This window comes from Caulobacter sp. AVps16, from assembly GCF_058681455.1.
On the sequence record NZ_CM178739.1, the window covers coordinates 3,022,880 to 3,048,721 of the forward strand.

The 25,842-nt window shown below is 67.9% G+C and carries 28 protein-coding genes, 1 tRNA gene and 1 pseudogene; 14 read left to right on the forward strand and 16 right to left on the reverse strand.

Translation table 11 applies throughout. The features are described from left to right. Nucleotides 1-78 precede the first annotated feature (78 nt). Nucleotides 79-1,092 (forward strand): AraC family transcriptional regulator, encoded by a 1,014-nt coding sequence (locus ACW17U_RS14430; protein WP_492053347.1) that lies wholly within the window; start codon nt 79-81, stop codon nt 1,090-1,092. 122 nt (nt 1,093-1,214) lie between these two features. Here the strand turns inward: ACW17U_RS14430 and ACW17U_RS14435 are convergent. After that, a tRNA-Arg gene (locus tag ACW17U_RS14435) sits at nt 1,215-1,291 on the reverse strand. A gap of 253 nt (nt 1,292-1,544) precedes the next feature. On the opposite strand from ACW17U_RS14435, the gene ggt reads away from it, so the two are divergent. Together ggt and ACW17U_RS14445 are read left to right on the forward strand one after the other, a co-directional pair. Beyond that, nucleotides 1,545-3,278 carry a gamma-glutamyltransferase gene (gene ggt, locus ACW17U_RS14440; protein WP_492053349.1) on the forward strand — a complete coding sequence of 578 codons (1,734 nt, stop codon included), beginning with the start codon at nt 1,545-1,547 and terminating at the stop codon, nt 3,276-3,278. Nucleotides 3,279-4,341: 1,063 nt separating this feature from the next. Further along, a pseudogene (locus tag ACW17U_RS14445) lies at nt 4,342-4,686 on the forward strand (DUF2199 domain-containing protein); the annotation flags it as partial. 149 nt (nt 4,687-4,835) lie between these two features. Here the strand turns inward: ACW17U_RS14445 and ACW17U_RS14450 are convergent. From ACW17U_RS14450 to ACW17U_RS14470, 5 genes are read right to left on the reverse strand one after another with little or no spacing between them, the layout of a single operon-like run. After that, nucleotides 4,836-6,338 (reverse strand): sensor histidine kinase, encoded by a 1,503-nt coding sequence (locus tag ACW17U_RS14450; RefSeq protein ID WP_492053351.1) that lies wholly within the window; start codon nt 6,336-6,338, stop codon nt 4,836-4,838. A 9-nt stretch (nt 6,339-6,347) separates the two neighbouring features. After that, complete coding sequence (locus tag ACW17U_RS14455; protein WP_492053353.1) at nt 6,348-7,085, reverse strand: TVP38/TMEM64 family protein; 738 nt, start codon at nt 7,083-7,085, stop codon at nt 6,348-6,350. Next, nucleotides 7,082-8,140: a quinone-dependent dihydroorotate dehydrogenase gene (locus tag ACW17U_RS14460; protein WP_492053355.1), complete on the reverse strand. Its 1,059-nt coding sequence runs from the start codon at nt 8,138-8,140 to the stop codon at nt 7,082-7,084. The genes ACW17U_RS14455 and ACW17U_RS14460 overlap by 4 nt, the downstream gene beginning before the upstream one ends. Continuing rightward, complete coding sequence (locus tag ACW17U_RS14465; RefSeq protein WP_492053357.1) at nt 8,137-8,481, reverse strand: DUF952 domain-containing protein; 345 nt, start codon at nt 8,479-8,481, stop codon at nt 8,137-8,139. The genes ACW17U_RS14460 and ACW17U_RS14465 overlap by 4 nt, the downstream gene beginning before the upstream one ends. Beyond that, on the reverse strand, nt 8,478-8,990 hold the full coding sequence (locus ACW17U_RS14470) for a SixA phosphatase family protein (RefSeq protein WP_492053359.1): 513 nt from the start codon (nt 8,988-8,990) through the stop codon (nt 8,478-8,480). The genes ACW17U_RS14465 and ACW17U_RS14470 overlap by 4 nt, the downstream gene beginning before the upstream one ends. Nucleotides 8,991-9,068: 78 nt before the next feature. Here ACW17U_RS14470 and metX point away from each other — a divergent pair, with 78 nt between their 5' ends. Genes metX through ACW17U_RS14485 form a run of 3 tightly spaced genes read left to right on the forward strand, consistent with a single transcriptional unit; the run spans nt 9,069 to nt 11,688 of the window. Further along, nucleotides 9,069-10,223, forward strand: a complete 1,155-nt coding sequence (metX, locus tag ACW17U_RS14475; RefSeq protein WP_492053360.1) for a homoserine O-acetyltransferase MetX — start codon at nt 9,069-9,071, stop codon at nt 10,221-10,223. Continuing rightward, a complete protein-coding gene (metW, locus tag ACW17U_RS14480; RefSeq protein ID WP_492053362.1) occupies nt 10,220-10,894 on the forward strand; it encodes a methionine biosynthesis protein MetW in 675 nt (224 codons plus the stop codon). The genes metX and metW overlap by 4 nt, the downstream gene beginning before the upstream one ends. Next, nucleotides 10,891-11,688 (forward strand): endonuclease/exonuclease/phosphatase family protein, encoded by a 798-nt coding sequence (locus ACW17U_RS14485; RefSeq protein WP_492053363.1) that lies wholly within the window; start codon nt 10,891-10,893, stop codon nt 11,686-11,688. The genes metW and ACW17U_RS14485 overlap by 4 nt, the downstream gene beginning before the upstream one ends. On the opposite strand, the gene ACW17U_RS14490 is transcribed toward ACW17U_RS14485, so the two are convergent. The 3 genes from ACW17U_RS14490 to ACW17U_RS14500 form a co-directional block, all read right to left on the reverse strand. After that, nucleotides 11,624-13,135 carry a phospholipase D-like domain-containing protein gene (locus ACW17U_RS14490; RefSeq protein ID WP_492053365.1) on the reverse strand — a complete coding sequence of 504 codons (1,512 nt, stop codon included), beginning with the start codon at nt 13,133-13,135 and terminating at the stop codon, nt 11,624-11,626. The two genes, ACW17U_RS14485 and ACW17U_RS14490, sit on opposite strands and share 65 nt — an antisense overlap. A gap of 91 nt (nt 13,136-13,226) precedes the next feature. Then, entirely contained in the window at nt 13,227-13,571 is a 345-nt protein-coding gene (locus ACW17U_RS14495; protein WP_062143741.1) for a P-II family nitrogen regulator, read from the reverse strand. Nucleotides 13,572-13,597: 26 nt separating this feature from the next. After that, a complete protein-coding gene (locus tag ACW17U_RS14500) occupies nt 13,598-14,419 on the reverse strand; it encodes a class I SAM-dependent methyltransferase (protein ID WP_062143737.1) in 822 nt (273 codons plus the stop codon). Between the two features lie 81 nt (nt 14,420-14,500). On the opposite strand from ACW17U_RS14500, the gene gloB reads away from it, so the two are divergent. The 3 genes from gloB to ACW17U_RS14515 all read left to right on the forward strand — a co-directional run bounded on the left by gloB (nt 14,501) and on the right by ACW17U_RS14515 (nt 16,291). Next, nucleotides 14,501-15,247 (forward strand): hydroxyacylglutathione hydrolase, encoded by a 747-nt coding sequence (gene gloB, locus ACW17U_RS14505; protein WP_492053368.1) that lies wholly within the window; start codon nt 14,501-14,503, stop codon nt 15,245-15,247. After that, nucleotides 15,244-15,711 (forward strand): cupin domain-containing protein, encoded by a 468-nt coding sequence (locus ACW17U_RS14510; protein WP_062143731.1) that lies wholly within the window; start codon nt 15,244-15,246, stop codon nt 15,709-15,711. Before gloB ends, ACW17U_RS14510 begins: the two co-directional genes overlap by 4 nt. Nucleotides 15,712-15,850: 139 nt before the next feature. After that, the gene (locus ACW17U_RS14515; protein ID WP_062143728.1) at nt 15,851-16,291 is read left to right on the forward strand and encodes a hypothetical protein; all 441 of its coding nucleotides are present in this window, start codon (nt 15,851-15,853) and stop codon (nt 16,289-16,291) included. Nucleotides 16,292-16,333: 42 nt separating this feature from the next. On the opposite strand, the gene ACW17U_RS14520 is transcribed toward ACW17U_RS14515, so the two are convergent. The 3 genes from ACW17U_RS14520 to ACW17U_RS14530 all read right to left on the reverse strand — a co-directional run bounded on the left by ACW17U_RS14520 (nt 16,334) and on the right by ACW17U_RS14530 (nt 19,284). Continuing rightward, complete coding sequence (locus ACW17U_RS14520; protein ID WP_062143725.1) at nt 16,334-17,116, reverse strand: DUF4908 domain-containing protein; 783 nt, start codon at nt 17,114-17,116, stop codon at nt 16,334-16,336. A 182-nt stretch (nt 17,117-17,298) separates the two neighbouring features. Next, complete coding sequence (locus ACW17U_RS14525) at nt 17,299-18,024, reverse strand: beta-ketoacyl-ACP reductase (RefSeq protein WP_062143722.1); 726 nt, start codon at nt 18,022-18,024, stop codon at nt 17,299-17,301. Between the two features lie 84 nt (nt 18,025-18,108). Continuing rightward, nucleotides 18,109-19,284, reverse strand: coding sequence for an acetyl-CoA C-acetyltransferase (locus ACW17U_RS14530; RefSeq protein WP_492053371.1), 1,176 nt, complete (start codon nt 19,282-19,284; stop codon nt 18,109-18,111). 217 nt (nt 19,285-19,501) lie between these two features. On the opposite strand from ACW17U_RS14530, the gene phaR reads away from it, so the two are divergent. Together phaR and ACW17U_RS14540 are read left to right on the forward strand one after the other, a co-directional pair. Continuing rightward, nucleotides 19,502-20,176: a polyhydroxyalkanoate synthesis repressor PhaR gene (gene phaR, locus ACW17U_RS14535; RefSeq protein WP_062143716.1), complete on the forward strand. Its 675-nt coding sequence runs from the start codon at nt 19,502-19,504 to the stop codon at nt 20,174-20,176. A 60-nt stretch (nt 20,177-20,236) separates the two neighbouring features. Beyond that, a complete protein-coding gene (locus ACW17U_RS14540; RefSeq protein ID WP_492053373.1) occupies nt 20,237-20,563 on the forward strand; it encodes a hypothetical protein in 327 nt (108 codons plus the stop codon). A gap of 23 nt (nt 20,564-20,586) precedes the next feature. On the opposite strand, the gene ACW17U_RS14545 is transcribed toward ACW17U_RS14540, so the two are convergent. The 4 genes from ACW17U_RS14545 to ACW17U_RS14560 form a co-directional block, all read right to left on the reverse strand. Continuing rightward, nucleotides 20,587-20,889, reverse strand: coding sequence for a DNA-binding protein (locus ACW17U_RS14545; RefSeq protein ID WP_492053374.1), 303 nt, complete (start codon nt 20,887-20,889; stop codon nt 20,587-20,589). Between the two features lie 126 nt (nt 20,890-21,015). After that, nucleotides 21,016-21,507, reverse strand: coding sequence for a VOC family protein (locus ACW17U_RS14550; RefSeq protein ID WP_492053376.1), 492 nt, complete (start codon nt 21,505-21,507; stop codon nt 21,016-21,018). 54 nt (nt 21,508-21,561) lie between these two features. Beyond that, entirely contained in the window at nt 21,562-21,984 is a 423-nt protein-coding gene (locus ACW17U_RS14555) for a hypothetical protein (RefSeq protein ID WP_062143707.1), read from the reverse strand. A gap of 110 nt (nt 21,985-22,094) precedes the next feature. Next, complete coding sequence (locus ACW17U_RS14560; protein WP_062143704.1) at nt 22,095-22,832, reverse strand: glycosyltransferase family 2 protein; 738 nt, start codon at nt 22,830-22,832, stop codon at nt 22,095-22,097. Nucleotides 22,833-22,888: 56 nt separating this feature from the next. On the opposite strand from ACW17U_RS14560, the gene ACW17U_RS14565 reads away from it, so the two are divergent. The 3 genes from ACW17U_RS14565 to ACW17U_RS14575 are packed head-to-tail and all read left to right on the forward strand — an operon-like array spanning nt 22,889 to nt 25,829. Next, nucleotides 22,889-24,568, forward strand: coding sequence for an ArnT family glycosyltransferase (locus tag ACW17U_RS14565; protein WP_492053379.1), 1,680 nt, complete (start codon nt 22,889-22,891; stop codon nt 24,566-24,568). Beyond that, on the forward strand, nt 24,565-25,464 hold the full coding sequence (locus ACW17U_RS14570; protein WP_492053381.1) for a hydroxymethylglutaryl-CoA lyase: 900 nt from the start codon (nt 24,565-24,567) through the stop codon (nt 25,462-25,464). Before ACW17U_RS14565 ends, ACW17U_RS14570 begins: the two co-directional genes overlap by 4 nt. Further along, a complete protein-coding gene (locus ACW17U_RS14575) occupies nt 25,461-25,829 on the forward strand; it encodes a hypothetical protein (protein WP_492053382.1) in 369 nt (122 codons plus the stop codon). Before ACW17U_RS14570 ends, ACW17U_RS14575 begins: the two co-directional genes overlap by 4 nt. Nucleotides 25,830-25,842 lie beyond the last annotated feature (13 nt).

Genomic DNA, 25,842 nt, shown 5'->3' on the forward strand with positions numbered 1-25,842 from the left:
ACTTGTCGATACGGGCGGCGGGCGCCATGATCGAACCGACCGCCCGCATGATCGTTTGTAACACCAAGGGCCGCGCCGATGCCGAATCTGACCACGTCCGCAGGAGTCGCCGCCGGCCTGATCGCATTCGCTACCCAGAAGGGCGCTGATCGCGCCACGCTTCTGGCCCGGGCCGGCCTGACCCTTGCCGACCTGGCAGACCACGACAGCCGCCTGCCCTTCGAGTCCTATATGGCCCTGATGCGCGCAGCCCAGGACCTGTGCAAGGACCCGGCCCTGGCCCTGCATTTCGGCGAAGCCGTCGACCTGGCGGAGATCTCGATCGTCGGGCTGATCATGAACGCCTCGGCCACCATGGGTGACGCCTTCGCCCAGATGCAGCGCTTCGGCCGACTGTCACTGGAGACCGAGGGGCTCAGCGACGGGCCGCGCTTCACCCTGACCGTGCGCGACGGCCAGCTGTGGATGGTCGATACGCGGGCCGATCCCAACGCCTTCCCGGAACTGACCGAAGGGGCCTTCGTCCGGCTGGTCTGCGGCCCGCGCCGCTTCCTGCCCGAGCCGCACGTGCTGGAGGTGCAGTTCACCCATCCGGCCCCGGCCTGGCGCGCCGAGCACGACCGCATTTTCCAGTGCCCGGTGACCTTCTCCCGCGACTGGAACGCCATGAGGCTCGACCCGCGCATCGCGACCTGGCCCGTGGCACAGCAACCGCGTTACGTCTTCGGCGTCCTGACCCGGCGGGCCGACGACCTGCTGCAGGAACTCGAGGACAAGCAGACCGTCCGCGGCCAGGTCGAGGCCATGCTGCTGCCGCTGCTGCACACCGGGGAGGTCGGTTCCGACACCGTCGCCCGCGCTCTGGGCTTCAGCCGCCAGACCCTGTTCCGCAAGCTCAGAACCGAGGACGCCACCTTCAAGCAGGTGCTGGACGCGCTTCGCCACCGCATGGCGCTCCGCTACCTCGCCGGCGCAAAGGCCTCGGTCAACGAGACCGCCTACCTCGTCGGCTTCTCCGAACCGGCGGCCTTTTCCCGCGCCTTCAAACGCTGGACCGGCCAGAGCCCGCGCGAGGTCCAGCTGGCCAGATAGGTTGCTCCCGGCGATCTCCAGCTCTCCGGCCAGGCCTCTTTGAGGGACGCCCAGCCTGACGGCCAAGCCCTGTCGCCGGCGCGAAAAGCTCGGCCACGACCAGGTTGCGATGTCAGGAGATATGGCGCGCCCGGAACGATTCGAACGTCCGACCCTCAGATTCGTAGTCTGATGCTCTATCCAGCTGAGCTACGGGCGCGCATTGCCTTTCGGCGAGGCGGGGGAGATAGCCCGTTCACTCAGGGGACGCAAGCCCGGTCTGCGGGTAATCGCGAAAAGATTTCAGCGACCCGCGCTCGACCGGCAGGCACCCGTCGCCCGGCGCGAAGCGGGCTGGCGGTTTCGGCCCCCTAAAGCGTCATACGGACGTGACAGCGCCATGGGTTTGATGTCCATGGACACTTCGCCGTCGCGGCCTGACCGCCGCCGTTTCCTGGTTGGAACCCGATCCTATGCGTCGCCTCCTCCTGATCTCCCTGCTCACCCTGTCCGCCTGTACCGGCCTGGCCGATGCCCAGGTCACGACCCGGGCCAAGCCCACCGCAGCGGCCGCTGCAGGGTCTCAGACCGCGCCGCGCGGCTTTGTCGCCGCCGCCAATCCCCTGGCGGTCGAGGCGGGCCTGAAGGTGCTGCGCGAGGGCGGCAGTGCCGTGGATGCCGCCGTAGCGGTCCAGGCCGTGCTGAGCCTGGTCGAGCCGCAGAGCTCGGGGATCGGCGGCGGCGCCTTCATGACCTATTTCGAGGCGCGGACCGGCAAGGTCACCGCCTATGACGGACGCGAGACGGCCCCCAGCGGCGCGGCCCCCGACATGTTCCTGGGCCCGGAAGGCAAGCCCCTGCCCTTCCAGGTCGCCGTGGTCTCCGGCCGGGCCACCGGGGTCCCGGGTGCCGTGGCCATGCTGGCCCAGGCCCAGAAGGACCATGGCGTGGCCAAGTGGAGCACCCTGTTCAAGGAGGCCGAGCGACTGGCGACCGACGGCTTTGTGGTCAGCCCCCGCCTGGCCGGCATGGTCAACAGCAGCCGGGTGCCCCAGAACGCCACGCCGGACGTGACCGCCTATTTCACCAAGCCCGACGGCCAGCGTTACCAGGCCGGCGACCTGCTGAAGAACCCGGCCTATGCGGCCACGGTCCGGCGGCTGGCGGCCGAGGGTCCCAGCGCCCTCTATGAAGGACCGATCGCCCAGGCCATCGTCGACAAGGTCCAGGCCGGCACCCTGCCGGGCAGCATCACCCTCAGCGATCTCAAGACCTATCGCCCCCGCTCGGCGGCGGCCCTGTGCCGCCCCTGGAAGGTCTATACGGTCTGCGTGCCCAATCCCTCGTCGAGCGGCCTGGCCGTGATCCAGGCCCTGATGATGCTGGAACATACCGATATCGGCACGCGCGGCCCCAAGGATCCGGCCGCCTGGGCCCTGCTGGCCGAGGCTGAACGGGTCATGTACGCCGACCGCGACCGCTATGTGGCCGATCCGGCCTTCGTCACAGTGCCGGTCGAGGGCCTGCTGGACCCGGCCTATGTCGCCGAGCGCGCCAAGCTGATCAGGGACGTGGCCGGCCCCGCGCCGAAGTTCGGCCTGCCGAAGGGCGCGCCCGTCGTCGGCCCCGACGCCACCCGGGAACCCGCCGGCACCACCCATTTCGTGATCATGGATCCGGCCGGCAATGTGGTCTCCATGACCACCACGGTCGAAAGCATCTTCGGCTCGGGCCGGATGGTCGGCGGCTTCTTCCTCAACAACCAGATGACCGACTTCAGCTTCTCGCCGACCGACCGGGACGGTGCGCCGGCGGCCAATGCGGTGGCGGCCGGCAAGCGTCCGCGCTCGTCCATGTCGCCGCTGATCGTGCTGGACGACAAGGGCAAGTTCCTGGCGGCCGTGGGCTCGCCCGGCGGCAATGCCATCCTGTCCTACAATCTGAAGGCCATGGTCGGGGTCTTCTATTGGGGCCTCTCCATGCAGGACGCGATCAACCTGCCCAACCTGGTGTCGCGCGGCGAAAACTTCTCCGGCGAGGCCAACCTGTTCGGTCCCGAGATGGTCGCCGCCCTCAATGCCCGCGGCGTGACGGTCAAGATCGGCCAGAACGAGACCTCCGGTCTGCATGGCCTGATCGTCCGTCCCGGCGGGGTCCTGGAGGGCGGTGCCGATCCCCGTCGCGAAGGCGTGGCCAAGGGGCTGTAGAGACGACCGACACGGCTCCGCCGCTTCACGCGGCGGGCCGCTGAAGGAGTGGGAAGGGCTGCGGAGCGTCCGGGCCTCGCCCGGATGAGGGTTTGAATAAGTACCGTTTCGACGAAGACGAACGCTCCGCGTGACCGTTATCCCTCTGGCCGGGGCGCGCGGGTCTGGTTCAACCCTTCACCCCACCCGGGCCTTGTCCTCCTCGCGACGGACTTGAGCCTTGGGCTGCAGCCACGCCGATTCCGGAGGGACCCGGAGCGAACCTTCGGACGGGCGGAGGCCTTGGCTGACCCCCGATGGGCAGGTTTACGTCCCCCGCCCTCGCCCCCGCGCGATCACCCCTGACAGCCGCAACGGTCGCCGTACGTGCGCCCTTCCCGTGCTGTCAGGTAAGAATAATTATGCAGGCGGTTTCGATGCGTCTGATTGGCGCGATCAATTTTTTTACAAACCGTTGATTGGACTGGGGTTTGTTCCGGAAGAAACGGGGATTGAGCGCGATTTATCCCCCTACGCCCAGCCCTCTCCCAGTGGGAGAGGGAGGGACCCACGCTTGCGTGGGAGGGTGAGGGGTTACAACGGTAGCCGTCCCGTCGCCCGAAGGCCCTGCCCTGTCCGGAAGGGCTTCGCAAACCCCTCATCCTCCCACGCCTGCGGCGCGGGCCCCTCCTTCTCCCTCTGGGAGAAGGGTTCGATCTGGGCGCCCCGCCCGCCTTCGCGCCGAAGGGCGTCATCCTTAAATCTCACGGCGAGACGATCGCCGGTCTGACCAGGTTGCTCAAGGACGGCCCCTGCGGGGCCGCCGCCTCGCGGCGACGCGAGAGCGTCGTCCTTGACCAACCTGGTCAGACCGGCACGCTGCAGCCTCCAAGAGATTTAAGGATGAGCGGGACGCCGGGGCGTCCGCTTATCGAAGTAAGAGCGAACCTCTGCGCCAGCCCCATAGGCGACGCTCACGACCTCAGGTAGCGTGAAGCGCCCGCGAGGTATTTAGCCCTTCAGAGCCAAGATGACCGGTTTGTTCCGCTTCAAGTGCACAAGCTGTGATGAGTGGCATGAGGGTATGCCGGGCTTCGGGGCTGAGGCCCCCCTTTACTACTACGGCATCCCGGAGGCCGAGCGCGAAACGCGTTGCCAGCTATCTACTGACATGTGCGTCATCGACGGGGATCATTTCTTCGTTCGGGGTTGCATCGAACTGCCCGTAGACGGAGCGGAGGAACCCTTCGTCTGGGGCGTATGGACTTCACTAAGTCGCGAGGCCTTTGAGGAATTTGATGCCCTCTTTGACGCTCGTGACAGAGCGTCGCACGGCCCCTTCTTCGGCTGGCTATCAGCAGCGCTACCGACATATCCCGACACCGAGAACCTGAAGACGAGGGTGCATCTTCGGGACGGCGAGCAGCGGCCCTACATCGAACTGGAGCCAACTGACCACCCGCTCGCTGTGGAGCAGCGAAATGGGATTTCCATAGAACGTGTCGCGGAGCTGTATGCAGCTTGCATGCACAGAGCAGCGACGTCCGCTCTCTGCGCCAACAACGGGGTCAGCCGCCCCTACCCCGCCGCCCCATCACCCGGCACCGCGACCACCGCCGCAGCCTCCGCCACCGGCTCCGGAACCCCCGCCAGGCTGAGATCGAACACCGAGCCCCCCGGCCCCGTCTCGACCAGCACGAGGTCACCACCATGGCCCTGGGCCAGCTCGCGGGCGATGGCCAGGCCGAGGCCGGTGCCGCCGCGCCGCACAGAGCCGACGAAGGGCTGGAACAGGTTGGCCTGGGCCCGTTGCGGCACGCCGGGGCCGTCGTCGGAGAGGCGCAGGATGCTGATCCCGTCGCCGCGATGCAGTTCGACAAAGACCCGTCCCTTGCGGCCACGATCGGGCGCGCCCTCGATGGCTTCGCGGGCATTGCGCAACAGATTGGTCAGGATGCGGTGCAGCTGGTCCGGATCGGCCAGGACCTGTTCGCGCGGGTCGATCACGGTTTCCAGGGCCACGCCGCCCGGGGCGAGGCCGGAATCCTCAGCAGCGCTGTCGAGCGCGGCGCGCAGGGGCGTGGGCCGGACGACCGGCGCAGGCTCCTTGGACTTGCCATAGGTCATGACGTCGGTGGCCAGGGTGATGGCCCGGTCAAGCGCCCGTTCCAGGCGCGGCAGGGCCTGGGCCACCTTGGGATCGCCCAGGGCGGCCAGGCGGTCCGACGCCATCTGGGCACTGGTCAGCATGTTGCGCAGGTCGTGATTGATCTTGGCCACCGCCTCGCCGAGGGCCGCCAGCCGGGCCTTGGAGGCCAGGGCGGTCAGCAGGTCGGTCTGCATGCGGTCGAGCTCGAGCTCGGCGCGGCCGATCTCGTCGCGGCGCTTGGAGACGACGATGCGGGCCTCGGGATCGGCCGGGTCGGCGCGGAACTGCTCCATGGCGCGGGTGATGCGCTGCATGGGCCGCACCAGGAAGATGTTCAGGAACAGGTAGACGAAAAAGCCCGCCAGGCCGGCGACGAAGATCGTGATCGCCGCCAGCCGCCAGAAATAGGCGATCAGCTGGGCCTTCAGCGGGGCGTCGGGCAGGACCACCTCGACGAACTCGGCCTTGCGGAAGCGCGGCTCGGCCATCACCCGGACCATGCTGCCCGGCGGGCTGGTCAGGGTGAAGAACGGGGCGGCCAGCCAGGAGCCGGGGTTCTGACGCCGCAGGTCGACCAGATAGGGCGTCTGCATCGGGACCTTGGGCGGCAGGACCAGCCGGCGGGCCCCGTCGACCTGGACGGCCACCGTGACGGCCCCCGCCTGGTCGAACAGCTGGCCGGCGACCGAGTCGCTGACCCGCAGATCGGGATCGTTCTCGGCGATGGTCGAGGCCAGTTCCCCGGCCCGCACCCGATCCAGCAGCCACTGCTCCTCATAGGCCGCCAGGGTGGGCGGCAGGATCATCAGGCCGGCGACGGTGACGACAAAGGCGGTGAACAGCAGCAGGCGCGCCGACAGGCCGCGCGGCCACGGGAAGCGTCGCGCGGCGGGCGGGGTCGGGATTTCCGTCGGCGAGACCGTCTCGGTCATGAATCTGAGTTACTTCACGTCGGGCGCGGGGGCAACGCGCCCGCGTCGCCAATGGCGCCACAGCGGCGGCAGAAAGGCCAGCACCCCCATGGCGATTATCGGCAGATAGATCCTCGGCGACAGCAGGGTTTCCAGCGAAACGGGATGACCCTGGGCGAAGACATGGCCCAGACCCGCACCGATCCCGGCATAGACGAAGGAACTGGGCACCATGCCGAGGAAGGAGGCGGCGAGAAAGGTCCGCAACGGCACTCCCATCAGACCCGCCGCGACATTGACCAGCAGCAGCGGAAAGGCCGGGATCAGGCGCAGGGTCAGCAGGTAGGAAAAGGCGTTGTCGCGAAATCCGTCCTCGATCTTCAGCAGCAGGGGGTTCTTCCAGCGCCGCAGGAAGTCGGCAAAGGCCGTGCGGGAGACCAGGAACACCACGGTTGACCCGCCGGTGGCCCCGGTGACGGCGGCCGCCCCGCCCAGTATGGGTCCGAACAGGAAGCCGCCGGTCAGAGACAGGATCAGGGCCCCGGGCAGGGAGATCGACACGGTCGCCACATAGAGGGTGACATAGCTCGCGACGCTGAGGACCGGATGTTCGCGGACGAGGGCCTGCAGGCCCTGGGCCTGGGCCCGGAGATCTTCCAGCGAGATATGCCCCGCCAGACCACTGGCCACCGCCCAGATGAACAGGGCGACCAGGGCCACGACCGGGCCGAACTGTCGGAGCAGCTGCAGTCCCCTGTCGGTCGTCATCCGGCGCCGACCGCATCCTCGACAGAGGCAAAGCCGTCGGCGCGCAGGCGGGCGGCCAGGTCGTGCTTGATGCGAACCACCAGGCCCGGCCCGCCATAGACCAGGGCCGAATAGAGCTGCACCGCCCGGGCCCCGGCCCGGATCTTGGCATAGGCTCCGGCCCCGTCAGCAATGCCGCCGGCCCCGATCAGGGCGGTTCGACCTGCGGCGGCGACATGGAAGCGTTTCAGAACCGCGGTGGAGGGCTCCAGCAGCGGCGCACCCGACAGACCGCCGGTCTCGCCCCTGTCCGCCGACCTCAGGCTGTCAGGCCGGGCGATGGTGGTGTTGCTGACGATGATCCCGTCCAGGCCGCTGGCCACGACCGTCTCGACAATGGCCTCGACCTCGCCGTCCTCGAGATCGGGGGCGACCTTCAGGAAGATCGGATAGTCGCGGCCGGAACCGGTTTTCAGGGACAGGCGGGTTTCGGCCAGCCGCCCCAGCAGCTCTTCGAGAGCGGCCTTGGTCTGCAGGGCCCGCAGGCCCGGCGTATTGGGCGAGGAGATATTGGCGGTGAAATAGTCGGACAGGCCCCACAGCCGGGTCAGGCCGGTGACATAGTCCTGGATCCGGTCGGTCGCGTCCTTGTTGGCCCCGATATTGGCCCCGACAAAGCCCCGACGGCCCTGGCGTCGCGCCAGGCGGCCGGCAAAGGCCTCGAGGCCCTCATTGTTGAAGCCCATGCGGTTGATCACCGCCTGGTCCTCCGTCAGGCGAAACAGGCGCGGGCGCGGATTGCCGGCCTGGGCCAGGGGCGTGACTGTCCCGGCCTCGACGAAGCCGAAGCCGGCGGCCAGCATGGCGTCGGGAACCTCGGCGTTCTTGTCAAAACCGGCCGCCAGGCCCACGCAGCTGGACAGGGTCATGCCGGCCAGGGTGATCGACAGGCTGGGATCGGCGGGCCCGCTGTCGCGCGGACCAAGGCCGGCCTTCAGGCCCCGGATGGCCAGGCCATGGGCGTCTTCCGGATCGAAGGCGTGCAAGGCCCGGACGGCAAGATCATGCAGGCTCATGCGGACAGATCGCCCAGCTGGGGCACGCCTGCTGCGTCGAGCGCCAGGGCGCGCTCGCTGATGACCTCACCGACGAGCAGGGGACGGAAGAGATGCGGAAACAGCGCCCCGCCGCGCGAGGCCTCCCATTTCAGGGCCTCGCCCAGGGCCTCGGCCTCGACGCCGAGCAGGACGAGATCGGTCTGGCCGACAAAATACCGGGCCGCCGTCTCCTGGGCCTGATCGGCCCCCGACAGGTGGATGAAGCCGTCGGCGTGATCCACCGCTGAGCCCTGAAACGCGCCGGCAGCCTTGGCGGCCTCCCACTCGGCGCGGGAGAGGATCTTGTAGATCAGGGTCATTCGCCGCCTGTTCCGCCATGTTCGGCCACGTAGAAGAGATGTTCCAGCACCGGCGGGCCACCGGAGCCGAACGCGAAGACCGCCGTCGTGGCAGTGGGAAAGCGGCCGCGGATCCGGTTCAGAGCGACCGGTTCGGCCCCGCCCTGGAGCACGAGACGCAGGGCCAGTTCATGCAGGCCCGGATTGTGGCCGATGACCATCACCACCCCGGCCGAATCGCCCTCGTCCTCCAGGGCGGCCATGACCTCATCGGGCTCGGCGTGATAGAGGTCGCGGCGGAACTCGACCCGGACCTGGGGAAAGGCGGCCGAGACGGCGGCGAAGGTTTCGCGGGTCCGCCGGGCGCTGGAAACCAGCACCAGATCGGGGCTCGCCCCCTGGCGGGCCAGCAGCTGGCCGATCAGGGTCGCGTCCTCGCGCCCTTTCGGGGTCAAGCCACGCTCGAAGTCGCCGCCGGTCGCGGCCTGCCGTTCGGCCTGGCCGTGGCGCATGAGGATCAGACGGTCCATGCGCCCTCCATAGCCTCAGCCGGGGCCCGCCGGAAGCGGGCGGTTGACACCTTCTTCGCCAAGCGGTCCAAGGCGGTCATGGCTGACCTGGATTTGGCCCCGTCCGCGCACACCGATGGCGGAACCTGGCGGTTCCCGACCAGCGAGCCCCTGCGCCTTGATTCGGGGGGCGTCATCGAAGGTCTGGAGGTCGCCTACCAGACCTATGGCCGGCTCAATGCCGATCGCTCCAACGCCGTCCTGGTCTGCCACGCCCTGACCGGCGACCAGCACGTGGCCTCGCCGCATCCCACGACGGGTAAGCCCGGCTGGTGGCTGCGTCTGGTGGGTCCCGGCAAGCCGCTGGACCCCGAGCGGCACTTCATCATCTGCAGCAATGTCATCGGCGGCTGCATGGGCTCGACCGGCCCGGCCTCGATCAATCCGGCCACCGGCAAGCCCTGGGCCCTGTCCTTCCCGGTCATCACCATCGCCGACATGGTCCGCGCCCAGGCGATGCTGGTCTCGGCCCTCGGGGTCGAGACCCTGTTTGCCGTGGTCGGCGGCTCGATGGGCGGCATGCAGGTCCAGCAATGGGCCGTCGACTATCCCGAGCGGCTGGCCAGCGCCGTGATCATCGCCTCCGCATCGCGGCACTCGGCCCAGAACATCGCCTTCCACGAGGTCGGCCGCCAGGCGATCATGGCCGATCCCGACTGGCGCGGCGGGGCCTATGCCGACCACGGCACGCGACCGGAAAAGGGCCTGGCCGTGGCCCGGATGGCCGCCCACATCACCTATCTGTCCGAGCCGGCCCTGCAGCGGAAGTTCGGCCGCGAGCTGCAGCGCGACGGCCTGTCCTGGGGCTTTGACGCCGACTTCCAGGTCGAGAGCTATCTGCGCCACCAGGGAGCCAGCTTCGTCGACCGCTTCGACGCCAACAGCTATCTCTACATCACCCGGGCCATGGACTATTTCGACATCGCCGCCAGCCATGGCGGGGTGCTGGCCAGCGCCTTCACCCGGGCCCGGCACATGCGGTTCTGCGTGCTCAGCTTCACCAGTGACTGGCTCTATCCGACCACCGAGAACCGCCACATCGTCCGCGCCCTGACGGCCGCCGGCTGCCGGGTGGCCTTTGTCGAGATCGAGAGCGACAAGGGTCATGACGCCTTCCTGCTGGACGAGCCGGTGATGGACGCGGCCCTGACCGGCTTCCTGGGCTCGGTCGAGCGCGAGCGGGGGCTGGCATGAGCGTGGTGCGCGAAGACTTCCGCGAGATCCTGCGTCTCGTCCGCCCCGGATCGCGGGTGCTTGATGTCGGCTGCGGCGAGGGAGCCCTGCTGGATCTGCTGGCCCAGGAAAAGCAGGTCGACGGTCGCGGGCTGGAAATCAGCGCCGGGGGCGTGGCCGCCTGCATGGCCCGAGGCCTGTCCGTCGTGCAGGGCGATGCCGACCAGGACCTCGACCACTTCCCGGACAAGACCTTCGACTATGCGATCCTGTCCCAGACCCTGCAGGCCACCCGCCAGCCCCGCCACGTCCTGGCCGAGCTGCTGCGCATCGCCGACCGGGCCATCGTCTCCTTCCCCAATTTCGGCCACTGGCGGGTGCGCTGGTCGCTGCTGAGCCGCGGCCGGATGCCCGAGACCAAGGCCCTGCCCATGCCCTGGTGGTCGACGCCCAATATCCACCTCTGCACCCTGGTCGACTTCCTGGCCCTGACCGACGACCTGCAGGTACGGGTCGACGCCAGCGCCGCCTTTACTGGCCGGGGTCCGGCCCGGCCGATCGATCCGGCCAGTCCCCTCGAGAACTGGCGGGCCGAGACCTGCCTGTTCATGCTGAGCCGGGTCGGGTCCGAGGCAGGCCAAGCGACCGAACGGGAACCAAAGGCGGTTTCGGGCGATCTCTTCGACGGATGACGCTTCGCCTCATGACCTACAACGTCCACCGCTGTGTGGGCGTCGACCGCGCCCTCGATGTCGAGCGCGTGGCCGAGGTCATCGCCGCGGAGACGCCCGATGTCGTGGCCCTGCAGGAACTGGACGTGCTGCGCCGGCGGACAGGCACCATCGATCAGGCCCATCGCCTCGCTGAACTGCTGAGAATGAAGGTCCATTTCCACCCGGCCATGGCCGTGGAGGAAGAGCTGTACGGCGATGCCATACTGACCGCCCTGCCCGAGCGCCGGATCAAGGCGGCGGGCCTGCCGCTCTATCGCCGGGTGCCGGGCCTGGAACCTCGCGGGGCCCTGTGGGTCGAGGTCATGGTCGGTGACATCCCCGTCCAGATCATCAACACCCATCTGGGCCTGATCCCGCAGGAACAGAAGCGCCAGGCCGCCGCCCTGCTGGGGGAGGCGTGGATGGCCTCGGACGCCTGGACGGCACCGGGGGTGCTGCTGGGCGACTTCAATGCCACGCCCTATTCGGCTACCTACCGGATGCTGCGCGCTGCCCTGCGCGACGCCCAGACACCGGACAGCGCCTGGCCGCGGCCCGCCACGGCGACCTTTCCGTCCCGCTTTCCGTTCATGCGCATCGATCATGTCTTCCTGACCAAGGGTCTGGAGACTGTCGCGGTCCGGTCGCCCTATGACGCCAGGGCGCGCCTGGCCTCCGATCACCTGCCCCTGGTGGTCGACCTGAAGATCACGGCCGCAGATGGTCCGGCCGATGCGGCGGGGGCTGGTTCAGGCGAACCCGGTCCCGCCTGAGCCGTTCGCGACGCCCCCAGGGCCGCCAGGCGTCACGGGGCGAAAGGGCGTCGCCCAGATTCCAGTCGGCGATGAACTGCTGCAGGCCGGTCAGCCGGCGGACCGGCACAGGTTGAAGCCGACGCGGCTGATCCGCCCGGACATCAAGAGCTTTGATGGCTGCCGCCAGCCCCCCCTCGGCCGCAAGCGCCGCCAGGACTTCGCTCGACGACCGGCCCAGGAAATGACCGATCAGCCGGGCCAGAAAGGCCGAGATCACCGCCCGCTGTCCGGCCTCGCGCCCCTCGAAGGCCAGGTCGCACTCGGTGTCGAGAGCGATCGAACGGTTGTTGAGATTGGCCGACCCGACCCGCAGCATCGTGTCGTCTAGGATCGCCACCTTCGAATGGACAATGATCGGGTGCCCTCCGGGGGTGTGGGCACTGAAGGCTGAAAAGCGATTGTGGATATCGACCGATCGCAGACGATTGATCGCCACAGACCGGGCGCTGTCCATGGTGATCCGGTCAAAATAGCTGGGACTGCGCGCCGGCCCCACGATGACCACCTCCGGGCCATCGGGCTCGGCGAGGCGCTCGGCGAGGGCGTCCACGATGATCGGCGAGGTCAGGTACTGGTTTTCCAGATAGATCAAACGCCGGGCCGAGCGGATGCCGGAAAGGTGCAGGAGCAGGCTTTCCGAGATTTCCGGCCGGCCTTTCCAGGCCGCCTCGGTCCGGCTGACCGCCACCGGGACCTGGCACAGATCCGGCACTAGGCCCGGCGGCCAGGGAGCCTCCGCCGGGCGCTCGGGCAGGCTGAGCGCCTCGCCTGTGGCCTTGTGCCAGCGGTCGATGAACAGGTCGCCGAGGCCCTGGGCGGCCTGACCGTCGACCAGCATCGCCACCTCGTGCCGGGCCGGATAGCGTCGCCCGGTCGGCAGTCTGCGGCGGGGGTCATTGTCGCGATGCTCGCAGGTGTCCCAGCGATCCACCCCGATGTCGCCGCCGCTCACCAGGGCGGTGGCCCCATCGATGACGACGACCTTCTGGTGATGGCAGGCCGAGGCCGGCAGGGTACTGTCGAGCCGGTACTTGACGCGTGAACCGGCGAAGAAGGCCAGGCCGCGCTGCGGCCCGAACAGCTGGGCGGCGGCGATCGGGAACGGCATGGCCCAGGTCAGGATCCGCACATCCAGGGCCGGATTGAGCGCCGCCTGCCGGCGCAGGATCAGGCCGATGCGATCGGCCTGCTCCGGATCACCGCTGCGTCGAACCCGGTCGGGATCCAGCCGCGTCAACGGATCGAACACCCAGGCCAGAATCCAGATCGAGCGCCGGGCCGCCAGCAGCAGGGGCTTCAGCGCGTCAAAGGTTTCGTCATTGTCGACCAGGAGGGACAGACGATCGGCCGGCGCAATGCGCCAGCAGTTGTAACCTGACTGGAAGGCCGACGCCCGCTCGCCCATGACGCTCCTATCCGGGTGAGTCTCGTCAACGCGCAGGCGGACCTAAGGCTCCGCCCTCAAGCCCCCGCCACGCACGATCCCGGCCACGCGGCTAGCCGGCGATCGCTGCCGCATCGCGTTCGCCGGTGCGGATGCGCAGCGCCTGTTCGAGATCCATGACGAACACCTTGCCGTCACCGATCTTGCCGGTATTGGCCGTCCGTTGCAGCGCCTCGACCACCGGCTCGACCACGTCGGTCGGTACAGCGATCTCGAGCTTGACCTTGGGCAGCAGCTTCACCTCGTACTCAGCGCCGCGATAGACCTCGGTCTTGCCCTTTTGCCGGCCGTAGCCGCGCACCTCGGTCACCGTCAGACCCGATGCACCGGCCTCGGTGACAGCCTCCAGAACGGCGTCGAGGCGGCTCGGCTTGATGATGGCGACGATCATTTTCATGGCGCGGCTCCCGCAGCGAACAGTGATTACGAACCTAAGCTAGGCTCCGAACGCGGCGCCTCCAAGGGCGATCCGTCCAGAAGGGTCGCCGGTGCCTTCCGAACAGGCACCTTGCGGGCCGATGCCGGCCCTGCCGGGCTCGGCGACAGGACGCCCGGCGAGAAGACGCGAACCCGGGCGCGGTGTCCGCGGGGCTTGACGGCAAAGGTCTGTTTGACCGCTTCCATCAGGATCAGGCCGGCGAACCGGGGCCACAGACGGGCCCCGACCTGCTCGAAGCCCTCGGCCCATCCGGCGGTCATGGCGATGGGGGGCGCATAGAGCGCGCGGGTCCAGCCGGCGGGTTCCAGGTCGGCGTCACGAATCAGCCGCTCCAGCTGGCTGCGGCTGAAGGGGCGGCCGTGGCCAAAGGGGGTGCTCTCGGCACCGGCCCAGAACCCGTCGCGCGACGCCACCGCCACGATCAGGCGCCCGGTCGGGGCCATGACCCGGCCGATCTCGGCCAGAACCGCCGCCGGATCCTCGGCTTCTTCCAGGGCATGCACCGCCAGGACCCGATCGAACATGGCATTGGGCAGGGGCAGAGCGGTTTCCTCGACCAGGCAGGCCTGGTTGCGACCGCCGGAAGGCCAGACCTCGACCCCCTGGGTGGCCGGCATGGCGGCGACAACGCGCCGGGCGCTCGGGCGGGCCGCATCCAGAAAGGGGGTGGCATAGCCCAAACCCAGGACATCGAGCCCGCGCGCATCGCCCCAGGCCTCAGCGACCTTGCGCGACAGCATGACACGCGCAGCGCGCCCCAGCGGGGTGGCGTAGAAGGCTCTGAGATCGAGCACGTCGCGACGCATTGAGTCTCCGGGGCGGCCAGTCCATCTATGTAGGTGGTGGCGAGCCTCACGTCACCGCCTCACGCCAGTACAAGGCTGTCCATGACGCTGACCGTCCACCAGTTCGCCTGCCTGTCAGACAACTACGGCTTCCTCGTGCGCGACGACGCCACCGGCAAGGCCGCCGTCATCGACACCCCGGACGCCGACGCCATCCTCGCCGAACTGTCCCGCCTGGGCTGGAGCCTGGACCTGGTGCTCAACACCCACTGGCATCCCGACCATGCGGGCGGCAATGCGGCGATCAAGGCGGCGACCGGTGCCACCATCGTGGGCCCGGCCGAGGTCACCCGCATCGCGCCCCTGGATCGCACGGTGGGCGATGGCGATGTCGTCGACCTGGGCGAGACCCGCTTCACGGTGATCGACACCGGCGGCCATACCCTGGGCCATGTCGCCTATCATGATGCCGCGGACGCTATCGCCTTTGTCGGCGACACCCTGTTTGCCCTGGGCTGCGGACGGCTTTTCGAAGGCACGGCCGAACAGATGTGGACCTCGCTGGCACGGCTGACGGCCCTGCCCGACGCCACCACCGTCTATTGCGCCCACGAGTATACGGCCTCGAATGCGCGCTTTGCCCTGTCGGTCGACGATGATCCCGGCCTCAGGGCCCGTGCCGAGCAGATCTTCGCGGCCCGGGAACGGGGCGAACCCACCGTCCCGACCGCCATCGGTCTCGAGAAGGCGACCAATCCCTTCCTGCGAGCGCCCTTGCTGCGTCCAGACCTGGCACCGGCCGAAGCCTTTGCTGCGATCCGTGCCGCCAAGGACGGCTTCAAGGGATGACCCACACCAACCCTCCCCTCGGCATTTCCGGCGATCTGGGGGCCCGGGAAATCATCCGCCTGCTCGAGCTGCAACCTCACCCCGAGGGCGGCTGGTATCGTCAGACCTTTGAAGACGCCTCGGTGGATGGGGCACGGCCGGCCTCGACGGCGATCTACTATCTTCTCGAAGCCGAGCAGATGTCGGCCTGGCATCGCGTCGATGCGGTCGAGGTCTGGCACTATCACGCCGGCGCGCCGCTGGCCCTGACCCTGTCGCCGCCGGACGGCGTCGGCGCCACGGCCCACAGGCTCGGGCCGGATCTCCGTTCGGGGTGCCGCCCCCAGGTCATCGTCCCGACCCTTTGGTGGCAGACGGCCGTCAGCCTGGGGGCCTGGACCCTGGTCGGCTGCACCGTGGCGCCGGGATTCCGCTTCGCGGGCTTCGAGCTGGCTCCGCCGGATTGGCGACCCGTGCTGCGCTAAGGCGAACCGAACAGCCCTCTCCGCCGGCGAAACAGGGCGTGACGATTTGTCGCAGTCGTCGTGCAAACCTTTTCACGGCGACAGGAATCGGTCCCCTGTAACAAGGTTCGCTTAAGAGTTGGGCGGGGCGGTTACAACCATGACGGACGAGTACCATGACGCGCGCGCGGCCGTGCGCAGCGCCACGGACTACATTCTGCGTTGGGTCGAGATCGCCAATGAGGCCCACGGCGTCGATATCATCTATTCTCTGGTCTACACGACGCTCTGGGCAGGCAACGTCTCCCACCTGCGCGGCCGGGTCTATGCCGAGATCGATGACGTCCCGCCGGATGAAGAACGCCGCCCGATCACCATCCGCCAGGTCGCCGATTCTCTGGGCCTGCCCTACGAGACCGTGCGCCGCAGGGTCGTCGAAATGCTCAAACGGGGCGTGGCCAAGAAAGTCGGCCGCGAGGGCTTCATCGTACCGGGCGAGGCGCTGGCGCGACCCGAGATGGTCTCAAGCCTGAAGCGGTCGCACTCCAGTTTGTTGCGCTTCCTGAAGGAATTGAAAGCGCTTGGCATAGAGGCCACCTGAACCCGACGACGAGGTCAGGCTGTCCGGCCCGGCGGACCTGGATCAGCGAAGAACCACCTTGACGATGCGCTTCGAGGACGGCCGCCCGCCCACGCCCTGGCCGGGCGCATAGGTCACGACCAGCGCGCCGTTCTTCAGGCTGGCACCGGGCTTGTCGCCCTCGGCCAGAACCACCCGGGTAATACTGGCCAGGGTCGCGCGATCACCCTTGCGGGCCAGTCGCTCGAAGGCCTCGGCCGTGATCGTCGCGGACTCTGCGATCAGGACCGAGGTTTCCGGCCGGGCATCCTGCAAGGTCTCGAACGGCATCTGCCGCTGGGCCGCACGGCTGGCGCGGAGACTGGCCTGGCCCATGCGCTGATAAAGGGCGATCGGCGAGATGGCCGCCGGAGGCTGGATCGAGGGGGCCTTGCCGGCCAGGGCCGCGGCGGCCCCGTTGGGGCTCTCGTCCGTGAACAGGATCATGCCGCCGAGCTTGGTCGCCCGCAGCATGGGCTCGCCCATCTCGTTGCGATAGAGCACGTCGCCGCGCGAGGCCGGCTGGGGCGACAGCACCCAGACCTCGGCGCTGTTGTCGAACTTCAGCAGGGGCAGGGGCGCGGCGCGATCCAGCACGAAGGCATTGCCGGACTCGGAGACATAGCGGGCGACAGGCGGCGGCGGCGGACGGCGGGAGGTGGAAAAGCCGCGATGGCCCAGCAGGGCGTCCCGCAACGATTGGGGGCTTTGCTGCGCGGCAGCGGGCGCGGCGATCGCGAGCATGGCGACGATCACGAGGGCCCGCTTGGCCCTCCAGCCGTCCATCTCGACAATCGAACTCTTCATGAACCCGTTATGCCCGCCGACTAGGGCGAATCTTGGACGCGACACAGGTCTCGCCGTCAGGGATCCACCGTCGCCCGAAGTTGAAGGTTTCACGACGAAACGACCCGGCTCGTCAACCGTCGCAACAACGGCCCGGACGCCTGGGCGCCGGGCCGTTGCAAACATGTCAGTCCGGACGACCTTTAGGCCGCCATGTACTGCCCGCCGTTGAGGGTCAGGGTGGCCCCGGTCACGAAGCCTGCCCGCTCGCCTGCCAGGAAGGAGACCATGTCAGCGATCTCCTCGCCCTTGCCCAGGCGCCCCACCGGAATGCCGGCAATGATCTGGGCCAGGACGTTTTCCGGCACTGCGGCGACCATTTCGGTGTCGATGTAGCCGGGGCAGATCACATTGACCGTGACGCCCTTCTTGGCGTTCTCGAGCGCCAGGGCCTTGGTGAAGCCGATGAGACCGGCCTTGGCGGCCGAATAGTTGGTCTGGCCCATCTGGCCCTTCTGGCCGTTGATCGAGCTGATATTGATGATCCGGCCCCAGTTGCGCTCGCGCATGCCCTCGATGACGGGCCGGGTCATGTTGAAGGCCGAGTCCATATTGACCCGGATCACTTCGGACCACTGCTCGTAGGACATCTTGTGCAGCATGCCGTCACGGGTGATGCCGGCATTGTTGATCAGAACATCGATCGGGCCCAGTTCGGCCTCGACCTTCTTGACGGCGGCGGCGCAGTCGTCGAACGAGCCGACATTGCCCTTGACCACCATGACGCCGAGATCCTTGGCGCAGGCGGCGGCGGCTTCCTCGTTGCCGGAATATCCGGCCGCGACCTTCATGCCATCGGCCACGAGACGCTCGCAGATCGCGCGACCGATCCCCCGGGTGCCGCCGGTCACGAATGCTACTCTGGTCATGTGTCTCTCCCGATTTTTCTTATGGTTCGCGTGATCCCCGCGCCGGAGCAAGCGTCCGGCGCGGGGATCTGGCAAAAACCTGACTCAAATCGCCTCGACGCACATGGCCACGCCCATGCCGCCGCCGATGCAGAGGGTCGCCAGACCCTTTTTGGCACCCGAGCGCTTCATTTCATGCAGCAGGGTGGTGAGGATGCGCGCGCCCGAAGCGCCGATCGGGTGACCGATGGCAATGGCACCGCCATTGACATTGACCTTGGCGGTGTCGAGGCCCAGCTCCTGGACCACGCACAGCGACTGGGCCGCAAAGGCTTCGTTGGACTCGACGAGATCGAGGTCGGCGACGGTCCAGCCGGCCTTTTCCAGGGCCTTCTGGCTGGCCGGGATCGGGCCGGTGCCCATGATCTCGGGCTCGACGCCGGCATTGGCCCAGGAGGCGATGCGGGCCAGCGGGGTCAGGCCGCGGGCCTTGGCCTCGTCGGCGCTCATCAGCACCAGGGCGGCCGCCCCGTCATTGAGGCCCGAGGCATTGGCCGCGGTGACCGAGCCATCCTTGGTAAAGGCCGGACGCAGGCCGGAGATCGCGTCGATCGTCACGCCGTGACGGATGAATTCGTCCTTGTCGACGATGGTGTCGCCCTTGCGGCCCTTGATCGTCACGGGAACGATCTCGGCGTCGAAGCGGCCGGCCTTCTGGGCGGCCTCGGCCTTGTTCTGGCTGGCGACGGCGAAATTGTCCTGGTCGCTGCGGGTGATCTGCCAGCGTGAGGCGATGTTCTCGGCGGTCTGGCCCATGTGATAGCCGTGGAAGGCATCCCACAGACCGTCCTTGATCATGGTGTCGACGAAGCTCAGGTCGCCCATCTTCTGGCCGCCGCGCAGATGCTGGGCATGGGGTGCCTGGCTCATGCTTTCCTGACCGCCGGCCACGACGATCTTCGCGTCGCCGGTTGCGATCTGCTGGGCCGCCAGGGCCACGGCGCGCAGGCCTGAACCGCAGAGCTGGTTGAGGCTCCAGGCCGGGCTTCCAACCGGAATGCCGGCATTGATCGCAGCCTGACGGGCCGGCCCCTGACCGGCACCGGCCTGCAGCACCTGGCCGAGAATCACTTCGTCGATATCGGCCGGCGTCAGGCCGGCACGCTCGACAGCGGCCTGGATGGCGATCTTGCCAAGCTCGGAGGCGGGCAGGCTGGACAGCGCCCCATTGAAAGAGCCGACCGGGGTGCGGGCGGCGGAAACGATGACGATGTCGCTCATGGCGAGGCTCCCGTAACGATCTGACGTGACGCCATCGCGATGCGGCGCCTGCGCCCTTTTGCAGTGCAGCAGCACAATGCACACCGAACCGCGTTCGTCACGGGCACATTTTCACGGCTTGTTGCGGCTTCCAAGTGCTCTGCCACTGGCGCCCTGCCTTTGCATTGGCGATAGTGCGATGCGAAAAGCGGGCGATACCGCTCTCCTAGGGAACGAAATGTCCGAGAACCCTGAAAAAGGCGAAGCGGCTGCCGGCCATGACAAGGCCGCCGGTCAACGCGTGATCATCAAGAAATACGCCAATCGCCGTCTCTACAACACAGCGTCCAGTTCCTACGTCACCCTCGAACACCTGTCGGACATGGTCAAAGAGGGCGTCGACTTCGTGGTCTATGACGCCAAGTCGAATGACGACATCACCCGCTCGGTGCTGACCCAGATCATCTTCGAAGAAGAGAATCGCGGCGGTGGCCAGAACCTTTTGCCGATCCAGTTCCTCCGTCAGCTGATCGGCTTCTATGGCAATTCCATGCAGGCCTTCCTGCCCAGCTATCTGGAAATGTCGCTGGAGAGCTTCACCAAACAGCAGGAGCGGATGCGCACCCAGTTCGCGGGCATCACCCCCGGCCTGACCGCCGCCAAACTGCCGGCGGGCGTCGGCGTTTATGAGGAACAGATCCGCCAGAACATGGCCCTGTTCGACCGGGCGATGAAGATGTTCTCGCCCTTTGCCTATGCCCGCCCCGAAGACGCGGCCGCAGCAGGAGCCGCGGAAACGCCTTCAGCGCCGCCGCCGGCCGCCCCGCAACCGAGCGAAGATTCCCTGGCCGATCTGAAGCGCCAGCTGGAAGTGATGCAGCAGCAGATCGAGAAGCTCGCCACCAAGCCTTAAGCTGCTGGCAACCACGCCGGAACAGCCGTTCTTAACGGTAGGGGCTCTAGGGTGTTCACCATGAACGGCCCTATCGACCCCATCCGGCGTTCGAGCCCCTCACGTCGCGCCCTGACCGTGCGGCAGAACCCGAATCAGGACTCTGCCCAAGACGCCGAGCCGGAGGACGTGGTCTTCGTGCGCGAGGAGCATCCGATGCCGCCGCCCCGCAAGAGTGGTTTTGCCACCTTTGCCGCCCATCTGATGGGTCAGAGCGGGCAGAAGCGCGGCCTGCGCGGTGGGCAGGAAGTGCTCGACTCGGCGCGATCGACCTATCTCGGGACGGAATATTCCGGCGAGGCCGACCGGCGTCCGGCGACGGGACTCCTGAAGAAGACCCAGATCTAGGGGTCGAGGCGCGCCAGACGCGCCTACAGAGCGGCGACCCGGGCCTCGAGTCGGGCAATCCTCAGATCACGCGCATCGGCAGGTTCCGGCGGCAGGCGCACACCGGCCCGGACGGCGGCCTCCGCCATGGTTACGCCCAAAAGTTCAGCAAAAGCAGAGAGTTCCTTGTAGGAAAGCTCTCGCTGATCCTTGAAGGCCAGGTCCAGAGCCGCCTCGTCCATGTCGGCGATCGCCGCCAGCACCGCGCGACCCAGGCCCCGTTCGGCCAGGCGGGCCTCGTACCAGTCCCGATCAAAGAACAGGGCCATCAGGGTCTCACGACCCATCGCCCGGCTTGGCACCGGTCTTGCTTAACCGTTGGTGAAGTCATCGCCGACGAGAGCTCCCATGCTGACCGCCGCCATCCGCTTTTTCGACATCGCCGTGGTCACCCTGATCTTCACGGCCCTGACCTAGGTTCCCTCACCCCGGCGAGCCGCCTCGATCTTCGCAATATCGATCCTGCCCATGGTCATCATGACCTCGAACACCCGCCTGGCGACAGCGGGATCCGGATCCGCCATGGCCTCGGTCAGCTGGCGCGGCGTGATCTGCCACGAATAGCCCCAGCGGTCCTTGCACCAGCCACAGGCGCTTTCCGTCCCGCCGTTGCCGACCAGGGCGTCCCAGTACCGATCGGTCTCCGCCTGATCCTGCGTCTCGACCATGAAGGACACCGCTTCATTCGGCGTGAAGCGCGGTCCGCCGTTCAATCCCAGAAAGGCCGAGCCGAGCACGGTGAACTGCACCGTCAGCTCCACACCCTCAGCCCCGTCGGAAAAGTCGCCAGGGGCCGCCATGACCGCGCCCACATGGCTGTCTGGGAAAACACTGGCATAGAATTCGGCGGCCTTGCGGGCCTCGCCATGGTCGAACCACAGGCATTGGGTCAGGCGTGCGGCCATGGTCCTCTCCAACGCCAGGATGGCCCGGAGTGTCCGGGCACCCGCATGACGGCCTCAGTTGTCGCCGAAATCCACGTCGCGACGGGCGGCAACGATGGTGACGATGAACCCGGCCAGCACGTCGAGCAGCACCATCACGGTGATCAGGAAAAAGGTCGAGGTGGCAAAGGCCGGGGCCAGCAGGAACTCGATCAGGCAGCCGATGAACAGCACCAGCGACAGCGAGTGATTGATGATCGCGATCTTGCGGCTGGTCGTCGACTTCAGCAGTTCGACGAACAGCACGACCAGGGAGGCGGCCAGCAGCAGGTCGCTGAGGCTGATCGCCCAGTCGACCCGCGAGGTCATGTGGATGGTGAACAGGGTCTCGGTCGTGCGCGCATGCGCCTCGGCCGACATGAAGGCTCCCGGGAGGGTAAGCGCGATCAGATTATAGATCAGCACTGGCAAGGCCAGCAGTGGCACCGCAGCGAACATGAACAGCCTCTCCCCCCAGGAACTTGCGGCCGTGAGGCTCGCATCCTCTAGGGGTAACCCCATTTTCCCGACCGGAGAAGGCGCTTCAACCCCTGGGGGCCGGGCAAGGCCTAGACTTCGTCCACGCCCTGGGGATTGCGGGCCCGGGTCTGCAGCCACATGACGCCCAGCAGATCACTGACCGAGGCCTTGAGCCGGCCGAAATTGGTGTATTTCGACACCCCGCTTTCGCGGTGGCGATGGTTCACCGGCTCAAACGCCACCTCATAGCCCTCGCGCAGCATCAGGGCCGGGATGTAGCGGTGGATGTGGTCGAAATACGGAAGCCTCAGGAAGGCCTCGCGGCGGAAGGCCTTCAGCCCGCAGCCGGTGTCATTGGCCGTATCCTTCAGCAGGCGCTTGCGGACGCCATTGCCGAACCGGGACGCGAAGCGCTTGGCGGAGCTGTCCTGGCGCTTGACCCGCTCGCCGCCCACCAGGGCGAGGGTCGCAGGGCCCGCCGCCAGGGCGCGGGCCAGACGCGGCGCATCGGCCGGATCGTTCTGGCCGTCGCCGTCGAGGGTGATGATGATCGGCCCGCGGGCCGCCAGAATGCCGCTGCGCACGGCGCGGCTCTGACCGGAATTCTTGCGGTGGCCCAGCACCCGGAGCTGCGGGATCTCGGCCTTCAGCGCCACCAGCAGGTCGCGGGTATTGTCGCGGCTGGCATCGTCGACGAACAGGATTTCGTGGCTCTCCCCCGCGAAGGCGGCCGCGATCTCGCGCGCCAGGGCCGGAGCCGCGCCGCCTTCGTCAAAGACGGGGACGACGATCGAATAGTCTGGAACTTTGGTGGCGGGGGCGGTCATCGCCTTCTAATACCTGAAAACGCCCCACGCGAAAGGATCGTGCTATGCCATGGCGCATGACGCTTGAATCTCGCCTTGATGCGTGGAGCCGCGGTTGGCGCGGTCCCCTGTTCGCCGCCCTGCTGGCGTTTCTGGCCGGCTTGCCCGGCCTTCTGGCCATGCCGCCGCTGGACCGCGACGAGTCGCGCTTCGCCCAGGCCACCGCCCAGATGCTGGAAACCGGCGACATGGTGGTCATCAAGTTCCAGGACCAGCCGCGTTTCAAGAAGCCGGTCGGCATCCACTGGCTGCAGGCCGTGACCGTCTCCCTGGTTTCAGCCCCGGAAGATCGCGGCATCTGGGCCTATCGCATTCCATCCCTGCTGGGGGCCATGCTGGCGGCGGCAGCCTGTGCCTGGGGCGCGGCGGCGCTGTTTGATCCGCGCACGGGCCTGGTGGCCGGCGCGATCCTGGGTTCGACCTTCCTGCTGTCCAGCGAAGCCTTCATCGCCAAAACCGACGCGGCCCTGTGCGGCTTCACCACCCTGGCCATGGCAGCCCTGGCTCGCCTCTATGCGGACAGTCTGGCGGGACGCGTACCCAGCCACTGGACCAAGCTGGCCTTCTGGTCGGGCCTGGCGGTCGCGGCCCTGATCAAGGGTCCGGTCGGACTTCTGACCGTGATCTTCGCAGCCCTTGCGCTCTGGGCCTGGGATCGCAAGGCCCCCTGGCTGCGCACCCTGGGCTGGGGCTGGGGCCTGGTGCTGTTCGCGGCCGTGGTCCTGCCCTGGGCGATGATGATCACCGTGGCCACCGACGGCGCGTTCTGGGGCGTGGCGATCGCCGGCGACCTGGCCCCCAAGATGGTGGGCGGCCAGGAGGGCCATTCGGGACCGTTTGGCTATCACACCCTGCTGGCCCCGCTGCTGGTCTATCCGGCGACGCTGTTGCTGCCTGCCGCCTTGCTTCTGGCCTGGACCGGCCGGGGCGAACCGGGCGTGCGCTTTGCCGTCTGCTGGCTGGTACCCACTTGGCTGATGTTCGAGATCCTGCCGACCAAGCTGGCCCACTACACTCTGCCGGCCATGGGCGGCATGGCCCTGCTGCTGGCCGCCGCCGTGCGGGCCCCCTTGGGCGACTGGGTGCGCCGGATCGGGGCGGGCCTGACCCTGTTTGTCTCCCTGCTGCTGGCCGCCGTCGCGGTCTTCGGCATGACGGCCTTCGGTGAGGGCGCGGACCTGGTCTGGACCGTGCTGACCGTCGTGCTGTTGCTGGCCGCCGGGGCTCTGGGCTCGATCCTGCTGCTACGCCGTCAATCGGCCCGCGCCCTGGTGCTGTCCGGAGCCCTCGGCATCCTGGCCCATGCCTGTCTGGTCGGTGCTCTGATACCGAACCTGGAACCGCTGTTCCTGTCCAAGGACATCACGGACGCCCTGGACCGCGCCAGGCTGTCGCCCCGGTCCGGCGCGCCCGGTCCAGTGGCCGTGACCGGCTATTCCGAGCCGAGCCTGGTCTTCCTGCTGGGCACCGCGACCGAACTGACCGATGGCACCCGCGCGGCCGAAGCCATCGCCCAGGGCCGCCCGGCCGTGGTCGAGGCGCGCGAGGACAGCGTGTTCCGCAAGGCCCTGACCACGGCCGGTCTGGTGCCGCGCCCCGTGGCCGTGATCGAGGGCCAGAACTATTCCGACGGCGACGAGGAGCGCCTGACGATCTATCGCGGTGAGCCCCAGACGGCGACGGAGACCCGCCCATGAGCCGCTTCATCGAGATCGTCGAGGTCGGGCCGCGCGACGGCCTGCAGAACGAGAAACTGTCGCTGTCGGTCGAGGAAAAACTCGTCCTGATCCGCCAGCTGGAGGCCGCGGGGGCCCGCCGGATGGAGGTGGTCTCCTTCGTCAATCCCAATCGGGTGCCACAGATGGCGGGCGCGGAAGAGATCATGGCCGCCCTGGCCGCCGACCTGACGCATTCGCGGATCGGCCTGGTGCTGAACATGCGTGGCTGGGAACGCTGCGTGGCGGCCCAGTGCGACGAGGCCAATGTCGTGGTCTGCGCCTCGGACGGCTTCGGGACCGCCAACCAGGGCTCAACCACGCGTCAGCAGGTCGACGCCCTGGCCGCCATTGTCGAGCGCCAGGCGGTCGAGGGCGGACCGCCGATCACGGCGACGCTCTCGGTGGCCTTCGGCTGTCCGTTCGATGGCGAGGTCTCGCAAGACCAGGTCGTGGCCATCGTCCGCGAGATCGCCGCCCTGCGCGTGCCCGAAATCGCCATCGCCGACACCATCGGGGTCGCCGACCCCTGGACGGTCCGCAAGCGGATCGAAGCCGTCCGTGCGGCTGCGCCAGACGCCCGCCTGCGCCTGCACTTCCACGATACCCGCAACACGGGCCTGGCCAACGCTTTCGCCAGCGTCGAGGCCGGGGTCGATGTGCTGGACGCCTCGGTCGGCGGCTTGGGCGGCTGCCCGTTCGCGCCCAATGCCACGGGCAATATCGGCACCGAGGATCTTGTCTATATGCTGGAGCGGGCCGGCTTCGAGACCGGCTATGATCTTGGGGCCCTGATCGCAATCGGCCGTTCAATCAGCGAGCGTTTGGGCAAGGCACCGGCCTCGTCCCTGGCGCGCGCTGGAGGTTTCCCCGCATGAGCCGTTTTCTTCTGATCGCCGCAGCCGGGCTCGTTCTGAGCGCGTGCGCCGCCACGCCGCCGGTAGAAGCCGCTGCCCGCTGCGACGTCACCGTCAAGTTCGGCAGCTATGGCATGGGCATCGACCGCGCCCTGGCCGACCGGATCGACGCTACGGTAAAGGGCGACGGGGACATCGCTCGCAGCGAGCGCAGGCCCTGGGGGCGCGAAGGGGAATATGACCTCTGCCTGCAGGCCCGGGCCGGTCGGGACGCCAGAGCCCTCTATGCCCGCTACCGCGCCCTGCTCCCGGGCCGGGCCCTGAATGCCCCGACCTCGATCGAGGGCCCGGATGGTCTGAGATACGAGACGATCGCGCCGATGTGACTAGAGATCAGTT